The organism is Pseudactinotalea sp. Z1748 (assembly GCF_049725185.1).
Lineage (GTDB): Bacteria > Actinomycetota > Actinomycetes > Actinomycetales > Beutenbergiaceae > CALKWS01.
On record NZ_JBMPQB010000001.1, the window covers coordinates 18,756 to 38,165 of the forward strand.

General features: G+C 70.0%; 19 protein-coding genes. 10 read left to right on the plus strand and 9 right to left on the minus strand.

The features are described from left to right. The first annotated feature begins 96 nt into the window (after positions 1-96). Both ACO0LU_RS00080 and fbaA read left to right on the plus strand, forming a co-directional pair. Positions 97-798 (plus strand): TrmH family RNA methyltransferase, encoded by a 702-nt coding sequence (locus ACO0LU_RS00080; protein ID WP_424790168.1) that lies wholly within the window; start codon positions 97-99, stop codon positions 796-798. A 304-nt stretch (positions 799-1,102) separates the two neighbouring features. Next, entirely contained in the window at positions 1,103-2,125 is a 1,023-nt protein-coding gene (gene fbaA, locus ACO0LU_RS00085) for a class II fructose-bisphosphate aldolase (RefSeq protein WP_424790169.1), read from the plus strand. 186 nt (positions 2,126-2,311) lie between these two features. Here fbaA and ACO0LU_RS00090 read toward each other — a convergent pair whose 3' ends face one another. Next, positions 2,312-2,722 (minus strand): STAS domain-containing protein, encoded by a 411-nt coding sequence (locus ACO0LU_RS00090; protein ID WP_424789400.1) that lies wholly within the window; start codon positions 2,720-2,722, stop codon positions 2,312-2,314. Between the two features lie 110 nt (positions 2,723-2,832). On the opposite strand from ACO0LU_RS00090, the gene ACO0LU_RS00095 reads away from it, so the two are divergent. Beyond that, a complete protein-coding gene (locus ACO0LU_RS00095; protein WP_424789401.1) occupies positions 2,833-4,920 on the plus strand; it encodes a SpoIIE family protein phosphatase in 2,088 nt (695 codons plus the stop codon). Positions 4,921-4,948: 28 nt separating this feature from the next. On the opposite strand, the gene ACO0LU_RS00100 is transcribed toward ACO0LU_RS00095, so the two are convergent. Further along, positions 4,949-5,278 carry an STAS domain-containing protein gene (locus ACO0LU_RS00100; RefSeq protein ID WP_424789402.1) on the minus strand — a complete coding sequence of 110 codons (330 nt, stop codon included), beginning with the start codon at positions 5,276-5,278 and terminating at the stop codon, positions 4,949-4,951. Positions 5,279-5,346: 68 nt separating this feature from the next. Here ACO0LU_RS00100 and ACO0LU_RS00105 point away from each other — a divergent pair, with 68 nt between their 5' ends. Then, positions 5,347-5,757: a DUF3151 domain-containing protein gene (locus tag ACO0LU_RS00105; RefSeq protein WP_424789403.1), complete on the plus strand. Its 411-nt coding sequence runs from the start codon at positions 5,347-5,349 to the stop codon at positions 5,755-5,757. 85 nt (positions 5,758-5,842) lie between these two features. Continuing rightward, the gene (locus ACO0LU_RS00110; RefSeq protein ID WP_424789404.1) at positions 5,843-7,129 is read left to right on the plus strand and encodes an adenylosuccinate synthase; all 1,287 of its coding nucleotides are present in this window, start codon (positions 5,843-5,845) and stop codon (positions 7,127-7,129) included. Positions 7,130-7,176: 47 nt separating this feature from the next. Here the strand turns inward: ACO0LU_RS00110 and ACO0LU_RS00115 are convergent, their stop codons facing one another. Then, positions 7,177-8,943 (minus strand): BCCT family transporter, encoded by a 1,767-nt coding sequence (locus ACO0LU_RS00115; RefSeq protein WP_424789405.1) that lies wholly within the window; start codon positions 8,941-8,943, stop codon positions 7,177-7,179. Between the two features lie 138 nt (positions 8,944-9,081). Here ACO0LU_RS00115 and purD point away from each other — a divergent pair, with 138 nt between their 5' ends. Further along, positions 9,082-10,350 carry a phosphoribosylamine--glycine ligase gene (gene purD, locus ACO0LU_RS00120; RefSeq protein ID WP_424789406.1) on the plus strand — a complete coding sequence of 423 codons (1,269 nt, stop codon included), beginning with the start codon at positions 9,082-9,084 and terminating at the stop codon, positions 10,348-10,350. Positions 10,351-10,356: 6 nt separating this feature from the next. Here purD and ACO0LU_RS00125 read toward each other — a convergent pair whose 3' ends face one another. Next, complete coding sequence (locus ACO0LU_RS00125; RefSeq protein ID WP_424789407.1) at positions 10,357-11,526, minus strand: glycohydrolase toxin TNT-related protein; 1,170 nt, start codon at positions 11,524-11,526, stop codon at positions 10,357-10,359. 61 nt (positions 11,527-11,587) lie between these two features. On the opposite strand from ACO0LU_RS00125, the gene ACO0LU_RS00130 reads away from it, so the two are divergent. The 4 genes from ACO0LU_RS00130 to rnhA all read left to right on the plus strand — a co-directional run bounded on the left by ACO0LU_RS00130 (position 11,588) and on the right by rnhA (position 13,963). Beyond that, the gene (locus ACO0LU_RS00130; RefSeq protein ID WP_424789408.1) at positions 11,588-12,481 is read left to right on the plus strand and encodes a phosphoribosylaminoimidazolesuccinocarboxamide synthase; all 894 of its coding nucleotides are present in this window, start codon (positions 11,588-11,590) and stop codon (positions 12,479-12,481) included. Positions 12,482-12,518: 37 nt separating this feature from the next. Then, complete coding sequence (purS, locus tag ACO0LU_RS00135) at positions 12,519-12,773, plus strand: phosphoribosylformylglycinamidine synthase subunit PurS (RefSeq protein ID WP_424789409.1); 255 nt, start codon at positions 12,519-12,521, stop codon at positions 12,771-12,773. Next, positions 12,773-13,447 carry a phosphoribosylformylglycinamidine synthase subunit PurQ gene (purQ, locus tag ACO0LU_RS00140; protein WP_424789410.1) on the plus strand — a complete coding sequence of 225 codons (675 nt, stop codon included), beginning with the start codon at positions 12,773-12,775 and terminating at the stop codon, positions 13,445-13,447. Before purS ends, purQ begins: the two co-directional genes overlap by 1 nt. 81 nt (positions 13,448-13,528) lie before the next feature. Continuing rightward, positions 13,529-13,963: a ribonuclease HI gene (gene rnhA / locus ACO0LU_RS00145; RefSeq protein WP_424790170.1), complete on the plus strand. Its 435-nt coding sequence runs from the start codon at positions 13,529-13,531 to the stop codon at positions 13,961-13,963. 33 nt (positions 13,964-13,996) lie between these two features. Here rnhA and ACO0LU_RS00150 read toward each other — a convergent pair whose 3' ends face one another. The 5 genes from ACO0LU_RS00150 to ACO0LU_RS00170 all read right to left on the minus strand — a co-directional run bounded on the left by ACO0LU_RS00150 (position 13,997) and on the right by ACO0LU_RS00170 (position 19,383). Further along, positions 13,997-14,722 carry a metal-dependent transcriptional regulator gene (locus ACO0LU_RS00150; protein ID WP_424789411.1) on the minus strand — a complete coding sequence of 242 codons (726 nt, stop codon included), beginning with the start codon at positions 14,720-14,722 and terminating at the stop codon, positions 13,997-13,999. Positions 14,723-14,746: 24 nt separating this feature from the next. Next, entirely contained in the window at positions 14,747-17,746 is a 3,000-nt protein-coding gene (locus tag ACO0LU_RS00155; protein ID WP_424790171.1) for a glycine--tRNA ligase, read from the minus strand. 64 nt (positions 17,747-17,810) lie between these two features. After that, positions 17,811-18,566, minus strand: a complete 756-nt coding sequence (locus ACO0LU_RS00160; protein WP_424789412.1) for a GAF and ANTAR domain-containing protein — start codon at positions 18,564-18,566, stop codon at positions 17,811-17,813. 8 nt (positions 18,567-18,574) lie between these two features. Beyond that, positions 18,575-18,940, minus strand: coding sequence for an STAS domain-containing protein (locus ACO0LU_RS00165; protein WP_424789413.1), 366 nt, complete (start codon positions 18,938-18,940; stop codon positions 18,575-18,577). A gap of 8 nt (positions 18,941-18,948) precedes the next feature. Further along, positions 18,949-19,383, minus strand: coding sequence for a hypothetical protein (locus ACO0LU_RS00170; protein WP_424789414.1), 435 nt, complete (start codon positions 19,381-19,383; stop codon positions 18,949-18,951). Positions 19,384-19,410: the final 27 nt, after the last annotated feature.

Genomic DNA, 19,410 nt, shown 5'->3' on the forward strand with positions numbered 1-19,410 from the left:
GGGGTGGTGGAGCAGGACCAGCACCAGGGATATGGACCGACCGATGCCGCCGGCCCCGGCCGTGTGCCCGTTGCCGATGCGGAGCCGGGACGCGAGATCGAAGCGCAGCCGGAGCGCCGGAGCGAGGAGGAGCGCCGGGCGGGTCCCGAGCACCCCGACACCGAGTCGGGGGCGCCGGTCGAACAGGGTGTCGGGCCGTGGCCGGGAGGACCCGATGCCTGGCCGGAGGGGGACCACTACGACCCCGACCTGCTCGCCCGCGGGGACCGGCGCAACGTCGTCGATGCCTACCGGTACTGGCGCCTGGAGGCGATCGTGGCGGACCTGGACTCGCGCCGCCACGGCTTCCACGTGGCCATCGAGAACTGGGGCCGGGACTTCAACATCGGCTCGGTGGTGCGCAGTGCGAACGCCTTCGGGGCCGTCGCCGTCCATATCGTGGGTCGACGACGGTGGAACCGTCGCGGCGCCATGGTCACCGACCGGTACCAGCACGTCCATCACCACCCCGACATCGAGCACCTGGTGGCCTGGGCCGCCGAACAGCGTCTGCCCGTCATCGGCATCGACAACCTGCCCGGCTCGGTGCCGCTGGAGCACCGGAGGCTTCCGCGGGCGTGCGTGCTGCTGTTCGGCGAGGAACAGGCCGGCCTGAGTCCGGCAGCGCAACGGGCCAGCACCGAGATCGTGCACATCACCCAGCACGGCTCCACCCGCTCCATCAACGCCGGCGCCGCCGCCGCGGTGGCGATGTACCACTGGGCCCTGCAGCACGCCCGGGTGCCCGAGCCCCAGTAGTAGACGCCGCCGGAGCGCTCCGGCACCGCTCCCTCGCTGCACGCCCCGGCACGCCACCGACGTCGCGTTGCTCCCGGCGCCGTGCCGCCTGCCCCGCCCAGCACCTAGCGCCGGAGGTGGCATTGCGCCCGGCCGATGGGTCGTCGTCGGCCCTCAGCCCGGCGACGTCCGGCCCTCGTCTTCATCCCGAATCCGGCATCGGGGCCGATCCGTGGAAGACTGGAGCGGCTGGTGCTTCGCCCGGCGCAGACGCGCGTCCCCCCGGGGCGCCCAGATGAGAATCGCAGACGAACAGGAGATAGCAATGGGTATTGCCACCCCTGAGGTGTACGCGGAGATGATCGACCGCGCCAAAGCGGGCTCGTTCGCCTACCCCGCGGTGAACGTCACCTCCTCCCAGACCCTGACCGCGGCCCTGCGGGGGTTCGCCGAGGCAGAGAGCGACGGCATCATCCAGGTCTCGGTGGGCGGTGCCGAGTACGCCTCCGGCTCCACCATCAAGGACCGGGTGGCCGGTTCGCTGGCGATGGCCGCCTACGCCCACGAGGTCGCCAAGAACTACCCGGTCACCATCGCCCTGCACACCGACCACTGCGCCAAGGAGAATCTGGACTCCTGGGTTCGCCCGCTGATGGAGATCGAGGCCAAGCAGGTTGCCGATGGTGGCCTGCCCTCCTTCCAGTCGCACATGTGGGACGGCTCGGCGGTGCCGCTGGATGAGAATCTGCAGATCGCCGCCGAACTCCTGGAGAAGGCCCAGGCGGCGAACATCATCCTGGAGATCGAGGTCGGCGTGGTCGGCGGCGAGGAGGACGGCGTCGCTCACGAGATCAACGAGAAGCTCTACACCACCGTGGAGGACGGCCTGGCCACCGTGCGGGCGCTGGGGACCGGGGAGAAGGGTCGTTACATGACCGCCCTGACCTTCGGCAACGTGCACGGGGTGTACAAGCCCGGCCACGTCAAACTACGTCCGGAACTCCTCGGGGAGATCCAGCAGGCGGTTGGTGCCGAGGTCGGTCAGGACAAGCCGTTCGACCTGGTGTTCCACGGCGGCTCGGGCTCAACCGCCGAGGAGATCGCCACCGCGGTGGACCACGGAGTGATCAAGATGAACATCGACACCGACACCCAGTACGCCTTCACCCGTCCGGTGGTGACGCACATGTTCCACAACTATGACGGTGTGCTGAAGGTCGACGGCGACGTGGGTAACAAGAAGGTCTACGACCCGCGCGCCTGGGGCAAGCTCGCCGAGGCCGGTATGGCCGAGCGGATCGTGCAGGCCTGCCAGGAATTGCGTTCGGCGGGCCAGAAACTCATCTGAGCCGGCGCGTCATGACGGCGCGGTGTGCCGGGGCCATACCCGGGGCGCCGCGCCGGTCTCGCCGCACCCGACCGGTCTCGGCGATGAGGTGGGGCGACGGTGTGGCGGGATGGGGCGACGGTGTGGCGGGATGGGGCGACGGCGTGGCGGGGACGCCGGCGGAGGACGGGACGCCGCGGGCGGCGGTCAGGCGATGGCATCCGGTGGTTCGTCGTCGGGGGTGCGGGGCAACGGGATTGCACCACCGTGATCGTCACCGGTGTCGATCACCTCGACCAACTCCCCGATCCGGGTGACCTCCAGCAGGAAGGTCAGCACCTCCGGGGGGTTGAGGATCTGCACCCGGCCCGGAGTGCGGCTGGCCAGGCGGGCCAACATCGCGACCCCGGAGGAGTCGATGAAGGTCACGTGCTTGGCGTCCACCTGGGTGGGCTTTCCGGCCGCCTCGGCCTCGGCGACAGCATCGGTCAGTTCGGCGCTGACAGAGACGTCCACCTCACCGCTGAGCACGATGCGGGTACGGTCGGACTCGAGCAGCGTGTGCACACTGCCGCGCTCACCGCGCGGGCGCTCCTCGCCACTGTTAACGTCAGCCACGGTCAGCCTCCAGGTACTGGTCGGTCGGAACGGGTGCGGAACAGGATCGGTCGGTGCGTCCTAGGGATCAGACCATGTCGTGACACGCGAAGACAAGGAGTCCTCCCGCGATGGGACCCGACGTAACCACCGAGGCTACCGAACCTGTCGAGATGGTGCGGGCCACGGCACAAGCGGACGCCATCCAAGCCCTGCTCGACGGCGATTTCGCCATCGGCGTCTGGGACCGGCACGACGGCGCGTTCCGAGCGGTCTGGGTGAACGAAGCGTTCACCGAGGTGACCGGATACACCCTGCAGCGCGCGCAGGCGCTCGGCGAGCGCATCCTGCGCCCGGGGTACCGTGCCGTGATCGCCGAGCAGATCCAGGAACTGGGCCTGCGCTCGGACCCCGTGCACACCTCCTTACCGATCCGCACCGCGGTCGGGGAGGACCTCGACGTGCCGGCCACGCTCACGGTCCGTCACGACCCGGAGACCGGGGAGGTGCGGCGCCTGATCTGCGTGCAGCGTCAGGCGGCCACCACTGCCGAGCAGTTGCTGCCCGAGCACCACTCCCGTCGGGCGCTGGAGGTGGTGGCCAAGATCTCGGAGATCCTGGTCGACTTCGACGAACCGATGGCCCTGAGTGCCATTGCCAGGATGCTCGGGCGCCGGATGCACATCTGGTGCGGTTTCGTCGTCGACGACGGCGTGCTGCGGATGTCGGACGACATCACCGAGCACGTGCGGGTACGCCACGTGGGGGTCGCCCGCGGGCGCACCCCCACCGACCTGGCCGACCCGGTGGCACGCCTGCTGTCGCGGGAGCGGATCGAGTCGCTGAACCTCCCGCTGGACGGGCGGCACCCGTCCGGTTCCGCGACCGCCCAACTGATCGACCTGGTCCGCCGGCAGTTACCCGAGGATGCGCGCGGTAGTCGGGTGCACGTCTTTCCGCTGCTGGGCCGGGGCCGCACGTTGGGGTTGATGACGGCGGTGCCGCACGGCGAGGCCGAGCACAGCGAGGAGTTGCAGACCGTGCTCTACCTGTGCGCCCGGCGGGTGGGGATGGCCCTGGACAATGCCGAGTTGCACCAGGGCGAGCACCACCTGGTCGAGACCCTGCAGCGGGCGATGCTGCCGGAGTCCGACCCGATCAGCGCACTGGACGTGTGGACCTACTACGCCCCCAGTTCCGAGCACGCCCAGGTAGGCGGCGACTGGTACGACGTGATGAGCCTGCCCGAGGACGTGGTGGTGCTGGTGATCGGAGACGTGGCCGGGCATGATATCGAGGCCGCCGCGGCGATGGGGCAGTTGCGTTCGGTGGTGCGGGCCTTCGCCGCGGACCTGCATGACCCCGGTGAGGTGCTTTCCCGGGTGGACCGGATCGTGGACTCGATGCGCATCGGCCGGGTGGCCTCGCTGACCTACTCCATCCTCACCCCGATCGAGGGCAGCGGTGACTGGGAGTTGCGGTACAGCCGTGCCGGGCACCTACCGGGGTTGCTGATCAGTGAGGGTGAGGTGCGCCAACTCGATGGTGCAGGCGGCAGGCTGGTCGGCTTCGGGGCCACCACACGCAAGAGCGCCACGGAGCGCCTTCGGCCCGGGGACGTGCTGGTGCTCTACACCGACGGCCTCGTCGAGCGTCGCGACCGGCCGCTGCCCCAGGGTCTGGGTGAACTGACCGATGTGCTCGACCGGGCCGAGGTCCGCGATGCGGCGATGGTGGGGGAGCTCCTTGTTCGTGAACTCGCCGAATCTCCCGAGGATGATGTGGCCGTGGTGGTGATGCGCGTTCCGGAACCGGTGGAGGGGAGCCGCACACCGGTCCGGGAACGCCATTGGCGGTTCCCGGGGGTGAAGGAGTCGGTCCGGCTGGCCCGCAAGGCTGCCCGGCAGGCCTGCCAGGTGTGGGGCCTGGCGGTGGGCGGGTCGGTGGAACTGGTGGTCTCCGAACTCGTCGCCAACGCGGTGCTGCACGGCAGCGGGCCGGTGCTGGTGAATCTGGTGGACACCGGTGAGGGCGTGCGGGTGGAGGTCGCCGATGAGAACCCGATGCCTCCGGTCCCGTTGGAGGTGCATCCGGCTCGAGTAGGCGGTTACGGGATGCACATCGTGGCCCGGCTCGCCGACTGGGGCTGGCGGCCCTCCGGCGCCGGCAAGGTGGTGTGGGCCCGGATCGACCCGGCCCCGGAGCAGCGGGGGCTCTGACCGGCCTTACCGGCCACACCACGCTTGCTCAGCGCCGCTTCTTGGCCAGGTCGAACAGGCCCAATCCGCCACGCACATCAAGCAGGAACATGTCTCGGGCGGAAGCGTTGCGCAACCGGATTCGCCCGGCGCGTCGGCGCACCGCGTGCGCCAACTTCATCAGGGTGCTCACGCCGGTGGAGTCCATGAACTCCAGATCGGCCAGGTCCACGATCACATCGTCGGCTCCGTCGGCCTGGATCCGCGCGAGCACGGCTTCGGCCTCGTCACGGCAGCGTAGATCCAGGTCCCCACTCACGGTGAGGACCGTGGTGCCGTGATCGGCACGTACCGTCAAGTGCTCGGTGGGCGGTGCCATATGCGGTTCAGGCTAGGTCCGAGCGCGACCGTCCGCATCCGGAGCCGGGGTGATGGGAGACTGGGCCCATGCGTGAAAATCTGCTCGGTGGGCCCGAGCCCACTTACCTGCCCCAGGACCACCCCGATGTGCCCGCCCGCGCGGCCGTGGCTGCCGGTACCCCGCCGGTGCAGGTGGCCGCGGAGTACCCGGCGGCCCCCTACCCCTGGGCGCTGCTGGCCCGCGAGGCCCTGACAGCCGGCGAGGCGGTCGCTGCGTACGCCTACGCACGCACCGGCTACCACCGCGGGCTGGATGCGTTGCGCCGGGCCGGTTGGCGCGGGCACGGACCGATCCCGGCCACCCACGAACCCAACCAGGGTTTCCTGATGGCGCTGGTGGCGCTGGCCGCCGCCGCTGAGCGGATCGGGGAGGACGAGGAGGCCCAGCGGTGCCGCACCTTTGCCACAGACTCCGACCCGGCTGCACTGGAACTGTGAACCACTAGCCTGCTACCGGCCGCACCCAGCGGAACCGGTCCAGCGACCGGCTCGGCGGCCGGCACACGAACGGAAGGGACAACCGATGCCCGCAGTGGTGGTGCTCGGCGCTCAGTGGGGCGACGAGGGTAAGGGGAAGGCGACCGACCAGCTCGGTTCGCGCGTGGACTACGTGGTGAAGTTCAACGGGGGCAACAACGCCGGGCACACCGTCGTGGTCGGTGCGGAGAAGTACGCGCTGCACCTGCTGCCCTCGGGCATCCTGTCACCTGGGTGCACGCCGGTGATCGGGAACGGCGTGGTGGTGGACCTGGAGGTCCTGTTCGATGAACTCGAGGGACTGAACGCCCGCGGGGTGGACACCTCCAAGTTGCTGGTCTCCTCCTCGGCGCACGTGATCCCCTCCTACAACCGCACCATGGACAAGGTCACCGAACGGTTCCTGGGCAAGCGCCAGATCGGCACCACCGGGCGCGGTATCGGACCGACCTACGCCGACAAGATGAACCGGGTGGGCATCCGCATCTCCGACCTGTTCGACGCCAAGATCCTGCGCGAGAAGGTCGAGGGCGCCCTGGACCAGAAGAACCAGATCCTGGTGAAGATCTACAACCGCCGCGCCGCCGATATCGACGCTGTGGTCGAGGAACTCCTCGCCTACGCCGAGCGGGTGCGCCCGATGGTGGCCGACACCTCACTGGTGCTGAACCAGGCGCTGGATGCCGGCCGGACGGTGGTGTTCGAGGCCGGGCAGGCCACCATGCTGGACGTGGACCACGGCACCTACCCGTTCGTGACCTCCTCCTCGGCCACCGCCGGCGGGGTGTGCACCGGTGCCGGCATCGGCCCCACCCGCATCGACCGGATCGTCGGGGTCATCAAGGCCTACACCACCCGGGTGGGCGAGGGTCCCTTCCCCACCGAACTGCACGACGACGACGGGGAGTACCTGCGCAAGACCGGCGGTGAGTTCGGGGTCACCACGGGCCGGCCGCGACGCACCGGTTGGTACGACGCGGTCATCGCCCGGTACTCCTCCCGCATCAACGGGCTGACCGACCTGGTGCTGACCAAACTCGACGTTCTTACCGGCCTGGAGAAGGTGCCGGTCTGCGTGGCCTATGACGTCGACGGGGTGCGGCACACCGAGATGCCGGTGAACCAGTCCGACTTCCACCACGCCACACCGGTGTACGAGGAGTTGGACGGCTGGATCGAGGACATCAGTTCCGCCCGCACCTTCGCGGAACTGCCGGAGAACGCGCAGCGCTACGTGCTGGCCCTGGAGGAGATGTCGGGCACCCGCATCTCCGCCGTCGGGGTGGGACCGGACCGGGAGGCCACCATCGTGCGCCACGACCTCCTGGGCTGAGCGGGCCCTGCACGCCGTGCACCGCCCGGTCCCACGGCCGGTTGCGTTCAGAACTCCGGCCGGTCGGCGCCGCGCCGCCGCCCGAACCGGCGGCTACGAGGCGCGTTCACCAGACCTTCCTCCAGCAGCGTCTCGGAGACCTCCTGGGCGAGTTCGCGGCGCACCATGCGGCGCTGCACGCGCAGCGTCTGCTCCCGCTGGGCCCGGAACTCCCGCACGATCGAGAACACCATCAGGATCATCACCACCGAGAACGGCAGCGCGATGATGATCGCCACGTCCTGCAACGCCCCGAGTGCCGATTCCTCGAGTTCGGGATCACCCGCGGCCGCCGCCAGCCCCGCCAGCAGCAGCGCCATGGCCACGAGCCCCTCGATCACCGCCCACAGCACCCGGCTCCAGCTGGGCGGCTCCACCATCCCCCCGGAGGCGAGCATGTCCACCACGAGGGAGCCGGAGTCGGAGGAGGTGATGAAGAACAGCGTGATCAGCAGGATGACCAGGCCCGCCACCACCGTGCCACCGGGGAAGCCCTGCAGGAAGGTGAAGAGCACCCCTTCGGTGTCCACCGCCCCGTCGGTGACCAGACCGCCCTCGAGCCGTTCCCGCAGCACCGCCCCGCCACCGAGCACGGTGAACCAGAGGATGGAGAACAGCGCGGGGACGAGCAGCACTCCGAGCACGAACTCGCGCACGGTTCGGCCACGGGAGATGCGGGCGATGAAGACCCCCACGAAGGGCGCCCAGGAGATCCACCAGCCCCAGTAGAAGGCGGTCCACCAGCCCTGCCACTCCAGGGCCGCGGGCCCGATGGAGGCGGCGGTGTTGAAACTCAGATCGATGAACGAGGCGACGTAGGCGCCGATGCCCTCGATGTACTGACGCAGGAAGAACAGCGTGGGCCCGAACACGAACACGAAGGTCAACAGGCCCAGGGCCATCCCCATGTTGATGCGGGAGAGCCACTTGATGCCTTTCTTCACCCCGGTGACCACAGAGACGATCGCAGCGGCGGTGATGATCCCGATCAGCACCACGTAGGCCAGTGCGAGTGAGGAATCGGCGTCGAGTACGTCCAGGAACGTCAGGCCCGCGGCGATCTGCATCACGCCCAGGCCCAGGGACGTTGCCACCCCGAAGATGGTGCCGACGACGGCGATGACGTCGATCGCATCACCCGTCCAGCCCCTGACCCGTTCACCCAGCAAGGGCTGCAAGGTCCACCGCAACGAGATCGGTCGGCGCTTGACGTGCACTGCGTAGGCCACCGCGAGACCGACGACGACGTAGATCGCCCAGGGGTGCAGGCCCCAGTGCAGGAACGTGACCGCCAGGGAGGCCTCGGCCGCCTCGGCGGGATTGTCCTCGGGCGCACCGAAGATCGGATAGCTGGCGGTGTCGGCGAAGTGGTTGAGGGGCTCGGCCACGCCCCAGAACACCAGCCCGATGCCCATACCGGCGGCGAACAGCATCGCCAGCCAGGTGGGCAGGGTGAACTCGGCCTTCTCGTCGTCGCGCCCGAGTTTGATGTCCCCGTAGTGGCTCAATCCCACCCACAGCGAGAACACCACGAACGCCGTCACGACGAGGGCGTAGTACCAACCCACCCCCTGGATGACCACTTCCCGGACGTTGCCGAGCGTCTCCCCGGCGCTCAGCGGGGCCAGGACGGCCCAGAGCACGAACGCCAGGACGATGCCAAGTGCCGGAAGGAACACCCGGGGCTGCACGGAGGTGTACCACGGTCGGTCCGGGTCGTGAACCGGCGCCTGGATCTCCGGTTCGCCGACTGTGGATGGGGGCGAGGTTGACATCGTGATTCCCTTCGTGGCTCCGGCAGCGCTCCGTCAAAGACCGTATCGGGTTCGTCCAGGACTGCCAGCCCGGGAGCGCGGGCGTGGGCCCGCGACAGGGACGGGACGACCCGGTCAGGACGGGTAGTGTTGACGACCGTGAAGATTCTGCTCATCGGCGCCGGTGCCCGCGAACATGCTCTCGGCCGGGCGTTGCGCAAGGACCCGTCGGTGTCCGAGGTGTTCGCCGCCCCGGGCAATCCGGGGATCGCGCAGGTGAGCACCACCTTCGAGGTGGATATGCTCGACGGCTCCGCGGTGGCGCAACTGGCCACGGAACTCGGTGTGGACCTGGTGGTGATCGGGCCGGAGGCCCCGCTGGTGGCCGGCGTCGCCGATGCGGTGCGCGAAGCCGGGATCGCCGTGTTCGGCCCCAGCAAGGAGGCGGCCCGGCTGGAGGGTTCGAAGGCGTTCGCCAAACAGATCATGGCTGACGCCGGGGTGCCCACCGCGATGGCACACGTGTGCACGACCGCCGCCGAGGTGGAGGCCGCGATGGCGGACTTCGGCGCCCCGCACGTGATCAAGGACGACGGACTGGCCGCCGGCAAGGGGGTGGTGGTCACCGGGGACCGTCTCGCGGCGCTGGCCCACGCGCAGGGTTGCCTGGGCAAGCCGGGCGGGGCGATCGTGGTGGAGGAGTTCCTGGACGGTCCGGAAGTCTCCCTGTTCTGCCTGTCCGACGGCAGGACCGTGGTGCCGCTTGCGCCCGCGCAGGACTTCAAACGGCTGGGTGACGGCGATGCCGGGCCGAACACCGGCGGCATGGGGGCCTACTCACCGCTGCCCTGGGCGCCCGCGGACCTGGTGGAGCAGGTGGTGGAGCGGGTCGCCCAGCCCACGGTCGATGAACTGGCGCGCCGCGGCACCCCCTTCGTCGGCTTGCTCTACTGCGGCCTTGCGATGACCTCGCGCGGGATGCGCGTGATCGAGTTCAACGCCCGCTTCGGCGACCCCGAGACCCAGGTGGTCCTGGCCCGGCTGGACTCCCCGTTGGCCACGGTGCTGCATGCCACCGCGACCGGCACCCTGGACCGGGTCCCGCCGCTGCGCTGGTCCGAGGATTCCGCTGTCACGGTGGTGCTGGCCTGCCCGGGTTACCCGGAGGGGCCCACCCTCGGTTCGGCGATCAGCGGCGTGGCCGAGGCCGAGCAGGTTCCGGGCGTGCACGTGCTGCACGCCGGTACCGTGACCGACGACGACGGCGTGCTGGTCTCCGCGGGGGGCCGGGTGCTGTCCGTGGTGGGGACCGGTGCAGACCTGGCCGTGGCGCGCCAGCGGGCCTATGCGGCCATGACCCGGATCGATCTGGAGGGGTGTCTGTTCCGCACCGACATCGCCGCCCCGGAGCGACTGCCGGTGGGCTGAGCCCACTCAGTCGACCGGCTGGACCTGCAGTAGTACCCCGGTGCGAACCAGGTCCCGCAACCCCTGGTGCCTGGCGCCCTCGACGCGGAACCGGATCCCACCGCCGGGCTGATCGAACCAGGGCGGCACGATCTCGGCCTGGGCCTCTGCCGGCGCGGCGGCCATCAGGACCACCTGGCCGGCGCCGGGCCCGTTGGCGCTCTCCGGCAGGGACCGGAGCGGCCAGGGCGTCTGCCACGGGAAGAAGTAGAGCCCGTCCAGCACCCCGATCCGGTCGAACGGCACGCCGGCGGCCAGGTTGGTGATGATCCCACCCGGCCCGGCGCGCTCCAGCCGACGGCGCAGGTCGGCGTAGGCGGGCTGGGCGGCCTGGGCGCGCTGGGCGAGGTCGGCCCGGGGAAGCGGTGTGGGCGCCGGCAGCGGCTGGTGCACGTAGTCCCACACCGCCCGGCAGCCCAGTTCCTCGGTGGAGTACTCGGCGATGAACTCGTGCTGGCCGTAGTCGATGATCTGCAACGAGTAGTGCGCGCTGGAGTGACGCACCAGCGTTACGGTGCCCTCGAAGGGCGCCACGTCACTGCCGGGCAGGGCCACCCCGCCGGCGGGGAAACCCGCCTGATCCAGGGCCTGGCGCAACCGGGCGGTCTCATCGCCGGCGACCACCTGCACGGCCAGCCACGGCAGCAGGTGGTGGCGATCGCGGGGGTAGCGGCGCAGGTCCGCGGCCCAGCGCGCCTCATCCGGCACCGGCGCGCCGTCGGGACGCTCCAACATGGAGCCACTGCGGGAGTTCCAGTACGGGCGCTGGGTGTAGTTGAAATACAGCGACGGTTGCCCCCCGGTGATGCGCACCACCGCGGACAACCACGTCCCGGTGCCGGGCCTCGCCATCAGCGCCCGCAGCTGTGCCATCTGCACCGTGACCGGCTCCGGGACCGGCACCCGGGCCGCGCTCTGTTCGGTGCCCACCAGGAGGCGGCCGCTGTGGTGGGTGCCTGCCTGGGACCACTCCAGGTGCGCCACCGAACGGGGGGAGGCCCCGTCGTCGTCGGCCTGTCCGCCCTCGGTACGCCCGGCCGCGCCCACGCCCCCCGCGTGCTCGGCGGCAACCCGCAGGTGCCCGATGACCGACTCCGCGAGTTCGCGTTCGCCGTCGGGCAGGTCTGCAGGGGTCATGACCGCATTATCACCGGCCGTGACCTGTCGATGCACACCCCGGGGGTGATTGACTAAAGGGGTGCACACCGACGCCCCTGACCTGCCCGGCTGGCGCCACGTCTACTCCGGCAAGGTCCGAGATCTGTATGAACCCACCTCCGGGCCCCCCGACCGGGTGCTGGTGGTGGCCAGTGACCGGATCAGCGCCTACGACCACGTGCTGACCTCGACGATCCCGGACAAGGGGGCGGTGCTGACGGCGCTGAGCCTGTGGTGGTTCGAGCGGCTGGCCACGCTGGTGCCGAACCATGTGATCTCGGTGGAGGTGCCGGCCGCTGTGGCGGGCCGGGCGATGATCTGCCGACGCCTGCAGATGTTCCCGGTGGAGTGCGTGGCCCGGGGCTACCTGACCGGTTCGGGCCTGGCCGAATACACCCGCGACGGCACCGTGTGCGGTATCGAACTGCCCGACGGGTTGGTGGACGGTTCGAAACTCCCCGAGCCGATCTTCACCCCGGCCACCAAGGCCCAGGTCGGCGAACACGACGAGAACGTCACCTTCGCCCAGGTCGCCCGCCTCATCGGCGACGACGCCGCCGCACGGCTGCGCGACGTCACCCTGGCGGTGTACACCCATGCCGAGGAGATCGCCGCCGGGCGCGGGGTGATCCTGGCCGACACCAAACTGGAGTTCGGGCGGGACCCCGGCAGTGGTGCCCTGGTGCTCGGCGATGAGGTGCTCACCCCCGACTCCTCCCGGTACTGGCCCGCCGAGCACCACGAGCCTGGGCGCCCCCAGCCCAGTTTCGACAAGCAGTACGTCCGCGACTGGCTCACCTCCCCCGAATCCGGCTGGGACCGGACCGGCACCGAGGCCCCGCCGCCGCTGCCCGAGGACGTCGTCGAACGCACCCGCCGGCGGTACCTGCAGGCCTACGAGCGCATCACCGGGCAGGCCTTCACCGCGGGATAGGATCGACCCCGGAGCCCACACGCAAGGAGTTGCATTCATGGCACGTGTCGTCGTCGAGGTCATGCCCAAACCGGAGATCCTGGACCCGCAGGGCAAGGCCGTGGCCGGGGCGTTGTCCCGGGTCGGCATCGACGGCTTCAGCGGTGTGCGCCAGGGTAAGCGGTTCGAACTCGAGGTGGACGGTGAGGTCACCGAGGACATCCTGGCCCGGGCCCGCACCGCCGCCACGGACATGTTGTCCAACCCGGTGATCGAGGACGTGGTCTCGGTGCACGTGCTGGAGCAGGACTGATGGGCCGCATCGGCGTCGTCACGTTCCCGGGAAGCCTCGATGATCGCGACGCCGCCCGGGCGGTCCGCCTGGCCGGCGGGGAGCCAGTGCGGTTGTGGCACGGCGATGATGACCTGGCCGGGGTGGACGCGGTGGTGCTGCCCGGGGGGTTCTCCTACGGTGACTACCTACGCGCCGGGGCGATCTCCCGGTTCGCGCCCTTGATGGGGTCGGTGATCGACGGGGCCCGGGCCGGGCTGCCGGTGCTGGGCATCTGCAACGGCTTCCAGATCCTGTGCGAGGCACACCTGTTGGCCGGGGCGATGGTGAAGAACACCGACCTGACGTTCCTGTGCCGGGATCAGCGGCTCCGGGTGGAGAACACCAACACCGCGTGGACCTGCGCGTTCAGCCCGGGCGCGGAGATCACCGTGCCGCTGAAGAACCAGGACGGGCAGTTCATCGCCGACGAGGCCACCCTGGATGAGCTCGAGGCCGAAGGCCGGGTGGTGTTCCGCTACCTCGGCAACCCGAACGGGTCCCGGCACGACATCGCCGGCATCACCAACGCCCGCGGGAACGTGGTGGGCCTGATGCCCCACCCCGAGCACGCGGTGGAGGATGGGTTCGGGCCGGGCACCGACGGGCTGGGGCTGTTCACCTCCGCCCTGTCGGGGCTGCTGGAGACTGCCTGAGTGGGGCACGCACGGACCACCGGTGCGCCCGGCGACGGCTTCGGCGATGACTCCGACGGGGCCGACCTGCCCGAGGTGCACATGTGGACCGACGGGGCGTGCAAGGGCAACCCCGGCATCGGCGGGTGGGGGGTGCTGATGCGTTCCGGATCGCACGCCAGGGAGCTCCGGGGCAGCGAGCCGGTGACCACCAACAACCAGATGGAACTGACCGCGGTAATCGCAGGGCTCTCGGCGCTGAAGACCAAGTGCCGGGTACACCTGCACGTCGACTCGGTCTACGTGATGAAGGGTATGCAGGAGTGGATCGCCGGTTGGAAGCGCAACGGCTGGCGGACCGCGGCGAAGAAGCCGGTGAAGAACGGTGAGTTGTGGCGCGCCCTGGATGAGCAGGTGGCCCGCCACCAGGTGCGCTGGATCTGGGTGAAGGGCCACTCCGGCGACCCGGGCAACGAACGCGCCGACGAGTTGGCGAACCTGGCGATCGAGGACCTGCGCGCACAGTCCGGCGCCTGACCGCCGGCAGCCCCGTCCGGACGCACGCCGGCCTCAGGGTCTGATGCTCGCTCGATGACTATCGGCCGCGAGCCAGATCGTCCGGGCGGCGACCATGCCCAGGTCGGTCCGCTCCGCCGGCTTGTCGTCCCCGCCCGCCGCGCCGAGCGGCTCGGCCACGATCCGCACCACCCCGGCGCCCTCCTGCCGGTCGTGCACCCGCAGGTGGGTGCCGACCTCGATGCCGTGCCCGGTGAGGTAGCGCAGTACCGCCGGGTCGTCGTCGCTGATGCGCGCGATCGTGCCGCATGCACCCGACTCCACTTCCGACAGCATCCGGGCGCTGGTGGCCACCATCATCCCGTCCCGGTCCGGAATGGCGTCGCCGTGCGGATCGTGGGTGGGAAAGCCCAGGTCCGCCTCGATGCGTTCGATGAAGGTGTCCGATGCGGCGTGCTCCAGGTGTTCGGCCTCGTCGTGCACCTCGTCCCAGGAGTAGCCCAGCCGCTCCACCAGGAACGTCTCCAGCAGCCGGTGCCGGCGGGCCATCTGCACCGCGGCGCGGCGCCCCGCCGGGGTCAACTCCACCCCACCGTAGGGTTTGTGCGCCACCAGTCCGTCGGCTACGAGTTTGCGCACGTTCCCGGAGGCGGTGGAGGCGGCCACCCCCATCCGCTCGGCGAGTTCGTTCACCGCCACCGGCCCGGGATGCCATTCCTGCACCTTGAAGATGGTGCGCAGGTAGTCCTGCGCCATCCTGGTCAGGGAATCGATATGCACGGCGGCCCGCTGTCCCAGCGTTCCTCAGCGCACCGACAGTGCCGTGTCCAGGCCCGCCCAGTCCACATCCCCGGGCACCCGCTGCGCCACCGCGGCCAGCAACCCCAATCGAGCCTGGCGCAGGTCCTCCTGCGGTGCCATCACCAGGATCGCGTCGAAGAAGGTGTTCACCGACGCGACCAGGCCGGCCGAGTCGTCGGTGAACCCGGTCAGGGATGACGAGGGCGGGAGCGCGGCCAGCGTGTCCCGCAGCGCGAGCTCGGCCTTCTCGGTGAGCAGGTCCGAGGCCGGTTGGGCCGGTGTGCCCGGCGGCACGATCCGGTTGATGCGCTGCACCACCGCCACCAGGGCGGCGAAGTCGGCCCGGTCCAGCAGGGCGTCCAGCTCCGCCAGCGTCTGATCCACCCGGGCCGGGCGGTCCATCGCCGGGCCGACGGCGGTGACCAGCTCGGCGCGGATACCTTCGTCGCGCAGCAACTGGGCGAAGCGGGACTCGGCGAACTCCGCGGCGGCCTGCACCTGCTCGGGGCCGGCGGCGACGTCCTGCGCGCGCAACCGGTCGGCCGCAGCCTGCAGCACGGTGCGCAAGGTGAGGGCCTCGACGAAGGACGCCTGTTGCAGGGAGCGCAGGATCCGCACGATGCCCAGTGCGGCCCGGCGCAACCCGAACGGGTCGGAGGATCCGGTGGCCCTGGCGCCGGTGGCCAGCAGACCCACCAACAGATCCGCTCGGTCGGCGAGCGCCAGTAGCACCCCGGGCACGGTTTTCGGGGTGGCATCGGCGCTGGTACGCGGCTGCTCGGTCTCGACCAGTGCGGTGGCCACCGTCTCGGACTCCCCGGTGCGCCGGGCGTACTCCCCGGCCACGAACCCGGCCAGGGAACTCATCTCGATCACCATCTGGGTGGCCAGGTCGAACTTGATGAGTTCACCGGCTCGGTTCAGGGTGGTCCGGTCCGCATCTGGCACGTGCACGAGCTGGCCCAGCACCGTGGCCACATCCGCGATCCGGCGGGCGCGCAGGCCCACCGAGCCGAGACCGTCGGCGAAGGTGAGTTTGTCGAGCCCGGGGACGAAGGCGTCCAGGTCGCCCGACTCCAGATCGGTGTTCCAGAAGAACAGGGCGTCCTCGTAGCGGGCGCGCAGCACCGACTCGTTCCCGCGGGCCACTGCGGCCTCATCGCAGGCGCCGTTGGCCATGGTGATGAAGTGTGGCAGCAGCGCTCCGTCGGCGTCGCGCACCGGTAGGTACCGCTGGTGGGTCGCCATCACGGTGGTGAGTACCTGCTCGGGCAACTCCAGGTAGCGGGCCGCGAAGTCCCCTCGGATCCCCACCGGGGTCTCCACCAGGTTCGCGATCTCGGCCACCAGTCCCGCCGTCGCCTCGGCGTCGATGTGCCCACCGACCTCGGCAGCCAATTCCTGGGCCCGGACGAGCACCTGCTCGCGCCGCCGGGTCACCGAGACCTCGATGCCGCGCTCGGCCAGCGCTGGGCGCAACTCCTCGGCGCTCGCGATATCGACGGCGGGCTGGTCATCGAGCCGGTGCACGTGCGTGGTGCGCCCGGCCACCAGGCGCGAGGCCGCGGCCGGTACCACCACGGGCCCCCACAGCGCCACCAGCCAGCGGATCGCGCGGGAGTAACTCAGTTCCGGATCGGACCAACGCATGTTCTTGTCCGCCCGCAGCCCGGTGACCACGTGGGTGACCAGCGGCCCGAGCACGTCGAGGACCCCGCGACCGGGCACGTTCACCCGCACCGCGGCGTGGGTGTTCCCCCCGATCTCGGCCTCCTGCACGTCGGCAAGCTCGGCCCCCTGGCCGCGCATGAATCCTTGCAGCGCCTTGGTCGGGGCGCCGGAGTCATCGAAGGCGGCGGCCCACTTGGGCCCCTTACGCCACTGCACGGCGTCGGCCTCACGGGCAGCGACGTCGTCGACCGTCACCACGATCCGGCGCGGGGTGGCATCCACGTGCACCTCCCCGTGCTCCAGGCGGGAGGCGCCCAGCGCCTCCCGCACCGCGGCGCCGACCGCCTCGACCGACTCATCCACCACGTGCGGGGGCAACTCCTCGACCCCGATCTCGAGGGCGAACACCTGCGCCTGTGCGGGCAGTGCGCCGGCATCGACGACCGGCAGTTGAACCGGTTCGGCCGGGGTGTCCTTCAGCAGCGGGAAGCCCAACTCCTCGCGCCGGTCCACCCACAGCGCCGAGATCTCCCGGGCCAGGCGGCGCATGGTGCCGAAGGCATTGGCGCGCTCGGTGGTGGAGATCGCTCCGCGCGCGTCCAACACGTTGAAGGCGTGGGAGGACTTCAGCAGATAGTTGTGCCCGGGCACCGGCAGGCGCGCCTCGATCATTCGCTTGGCCTCGGACACGTAGTGCTCGTACAGCGACTGGTTCGTGGCCACGTCCGCATCGTCGAGGTAGTACCGGGACATCTCGTACTCGGTCTGCCCGAACGCCTCGCCGTAGGTGATGCCGGGGGCGTAGGCGAGGTCGGCGAAGTGGTCCACGCCCTGCACGGCCATCAGGATTCGCTCCAGCCCGTAGGTCAGTTCCACCGGTACCGGGTCCAGGTTCTGCCCGCCGACCTGCTGGAAGTAGGTGAACTGGGTGATCTCCAGTCCGTCCAGCCACACCTCCCAGCCCAGTCCCCAGGCGCCGATCGCGGGCTGTTGCCAGTTGTCCTCCACGAACCGCACGTCGTGGGCGCGCAGGTCGATGCCCAGCGCCTCCAAGGAGCCGAGGTAGAGCTCCTGGGGGTTGGCCGGCTCGGGCTTGAGGATCACCTGGAACTGGGTATGGGTCTGCAACCGGTTCGGGTTCTGCCCGTACCGGGAATCATCCGGGCGCACCGACGGCTCAACGTACGCCACGTTCCACGGCTCGGGACCCAGCACCCGCAGAACGGTGGCCGGGTTCATCGTCCCGGCCCCGACCTCGGTGTTGTACGGCTGCGTGATCAGGCAGCCGTGGGAGGTCCAGTACTCGGTGAGCGCGCGGATCGCGTCTTGCATGGTCAGCACCGCTCTAGGCTACCGAGTCCGCGGCCGCGCGCCGACGCCGCAGGCAGGAAGGGGCTCAGAGACGCATCCGCAGGTTCACGATCGCCTCGGACACCGCGTGTAGCGAGGTGTGTTGGGCGCGGGCGTGCCGGCGGATTCGCTGAAACGCCTCCTCCACGTCGATGTCATGGGTCTGCGCGATGATGCCCTTGGCCTGCTCGATCACCACCCGGGATCTGAAGGCCTCCTGCAATTGATCGTTCAGGCGGCGCTGGTGCGCGTGGTCGGTGGAGTTGATCAGGTAGACCGAGGCGGCGTCGGCGAAGAGCGTGGCGATGGTCAGATCCTGCCGGGACCACTCCCGGCGTTCCGCGCTGTAGAGGTTGAGGGCTCCGATGGTCCGTTCCTCGACCTTCATCGGGATGCCGGCCACCGAGGTGATTCCACTGCCGGTAGCCAGGGAGCAGTAGCGTGGCCAACGGTCGGTCACCGCGGCGATGTCGTCGATCGCGACGACCTCACCGGTACCGAACGCCTCCCTGCAGGGGCCGCCGGGTCCGTCGCGCTGTTCCTTCTCCAACTCCGCGAGTGAGGCAGGTACCGCGGTGATGAACTCCAACGTGCCGTCCCGGCTGAGGCTCACCCCGGCGCCGTGCAGGTCGAGCAGTTCCTGGACCCTGGCGGCCAGGTCCTGCAGGACGGTCAACACGTCGTAGGGCGCGAGCAAGGTCCTGAGGAACTCCGCGATCTCCGCCAGCACGGGACTGTCACCCTCCGACTGGCCGGGGGTGGGAACGCGAGGTCCGACGCTGGGTGGCGCACCGTTACGCATCACTCACCTTAGCACCCGTGGCCAGCGGCTCCGTGGCCTTCTGCACACCCGGCAGCATCGTGTGCTTGCGGCTCGGGGTCAACGGTGTAGACCTCATTCAACCCGGTGATCTGCAGCAGGAAGCGCATGTTCGCGGGGGGCTGGATCAGCACCGGCTTCCGGCCCGAACTGGTGGCGAGTGCGGTGACGGCGCTCAGGCCGCTGGCATCGACGAACGTCACCGCGCTGGCGTCGAGGTACGCCACCGTGGCGGCCTCGCGCACCGGTCCGATCAATTCCCGCGCACGGGAGGTGATCATGCAGTCGAGTTCACCGGACAGGACGATCTGCAGTCGTTGCGTGCTGGCATCGAGGATCTCGATGGAACCGAACACCCTCGGGCTCACGGCCCGGTCGCCGGGCTCGGGAGCAGCGCTTCGGTTCTGCGGACCAGGTCCTTGGGCCCCTCGCCCGGCGCTGCCACGCTCAGGGCAACCTCAACCCGGAAGGACGCGGCCCCCTCCATCCAGCGCAGGCGATCGAGGCACAGTCGTGCGCGGTCGGCGTATTCGACCAGGTCCAGGATGGTGCCGCGGGCAAGCATCCGGACCTGCCCGCCCACGGTATAGACCGAGGAACACTCCGGGACCGTGCGGCGGAGGTGGGACCGGGCATCGTCCATCACCACCTCCACCAAGGGCTCCGGACACTCGCATCCGAACCGCAGGTCGGCATAGACAAGGCCGATGCGATCGGCCCGGCGAGCATGAAACTCCAAGCGGAGCAATTCGAGGAATTCCGCTCCATCACCGGCTGACTCCACACGTACTGCGGCCACCATGGCACTCCAAGGTCACAGGAACGA

Coding starts and splice junctions, on each gene's coding strand:
- ACO0LU_RS00160 (WP_424789412.1), bottom strand. CDS start 18,566: ATGCGTAACGGTGCGCCACCCAGCGTCGGACCTCGCGTTCCCACCCCC.
- ACO0LU_RS00110 (WP_424789404.1), top strand. CDS start 5,843: ATGCCCGCAGTGGTGGTGCTCGGCGCTCAGTGGGGCGACGAGGGTAAG.
- rnhA (WP_424790170.1), top strand. CDS start 13,529: ATGTGGACCGACGGGGCGTGCAAGGGCAACCCCGGCATCGGCGGGTGG.
- ACO0LU_RS00100 (WP_424789402.1), bottom strand. CDS start 5,278: ATGGCACCGCCCACCGAGCACTTGACGGTACGTGCCGATCACGGCACC.
- ACO0LU_RS00115 (WP_424789405.1), bottom strand. CDS start 8,943: ATGTCAACCTCGCCCCCATCCACAGTCGGCGAACCGGAGATCCAGGCG.
- fbaA (WP_424790169.1), top strand. CDS start 1,103: ATGGGTATTGCCACCCCTGAGGTGTACGCGGAGATGATCGACCGCGCC.
- purQ (WP_424789410.1), top strand. CDS start 12,773: ATGGGCCGCATCGGCGTCGTCACGTTCCCGGGAAGCCTCGATGATCGC.
- ACO0LU_RS00105 (WP_424789403.1), top strand. CDS start 5,347: ATGCGTGAAAATCTGCTCGGTGGGCCCGAGCCCACTTACCTGCCCCAG.
- ACO0LU_RS00155 (WP_424790171.1), bottom strand. CDS start 17,746: ATGCAAGACGCGATCCGCGCGCTCACCGAGTACTGGACCTCCCACGGC.
- ACO0LU_RS00125 (WP_424789407.1), bottom strand. CDS start 11,526: ATGACCCCTGCAGACCTGCCCGACGGCGAACGCGAACTCGCGGAGTCG.
- purS (WP_424789409.1), top strand. CDS start 12,519: ATGGCACGTGTCGTCGTCGAGGTCATGCCCAAACCGGAGATCCTGGAC.
- ACO0LU_RS00095 (WP_424789401.1), top strand. CDS start 2,833: ATGGGACCCGACGTAACCACCGAGGCTACCGAACCTGTCGAGATGGTG.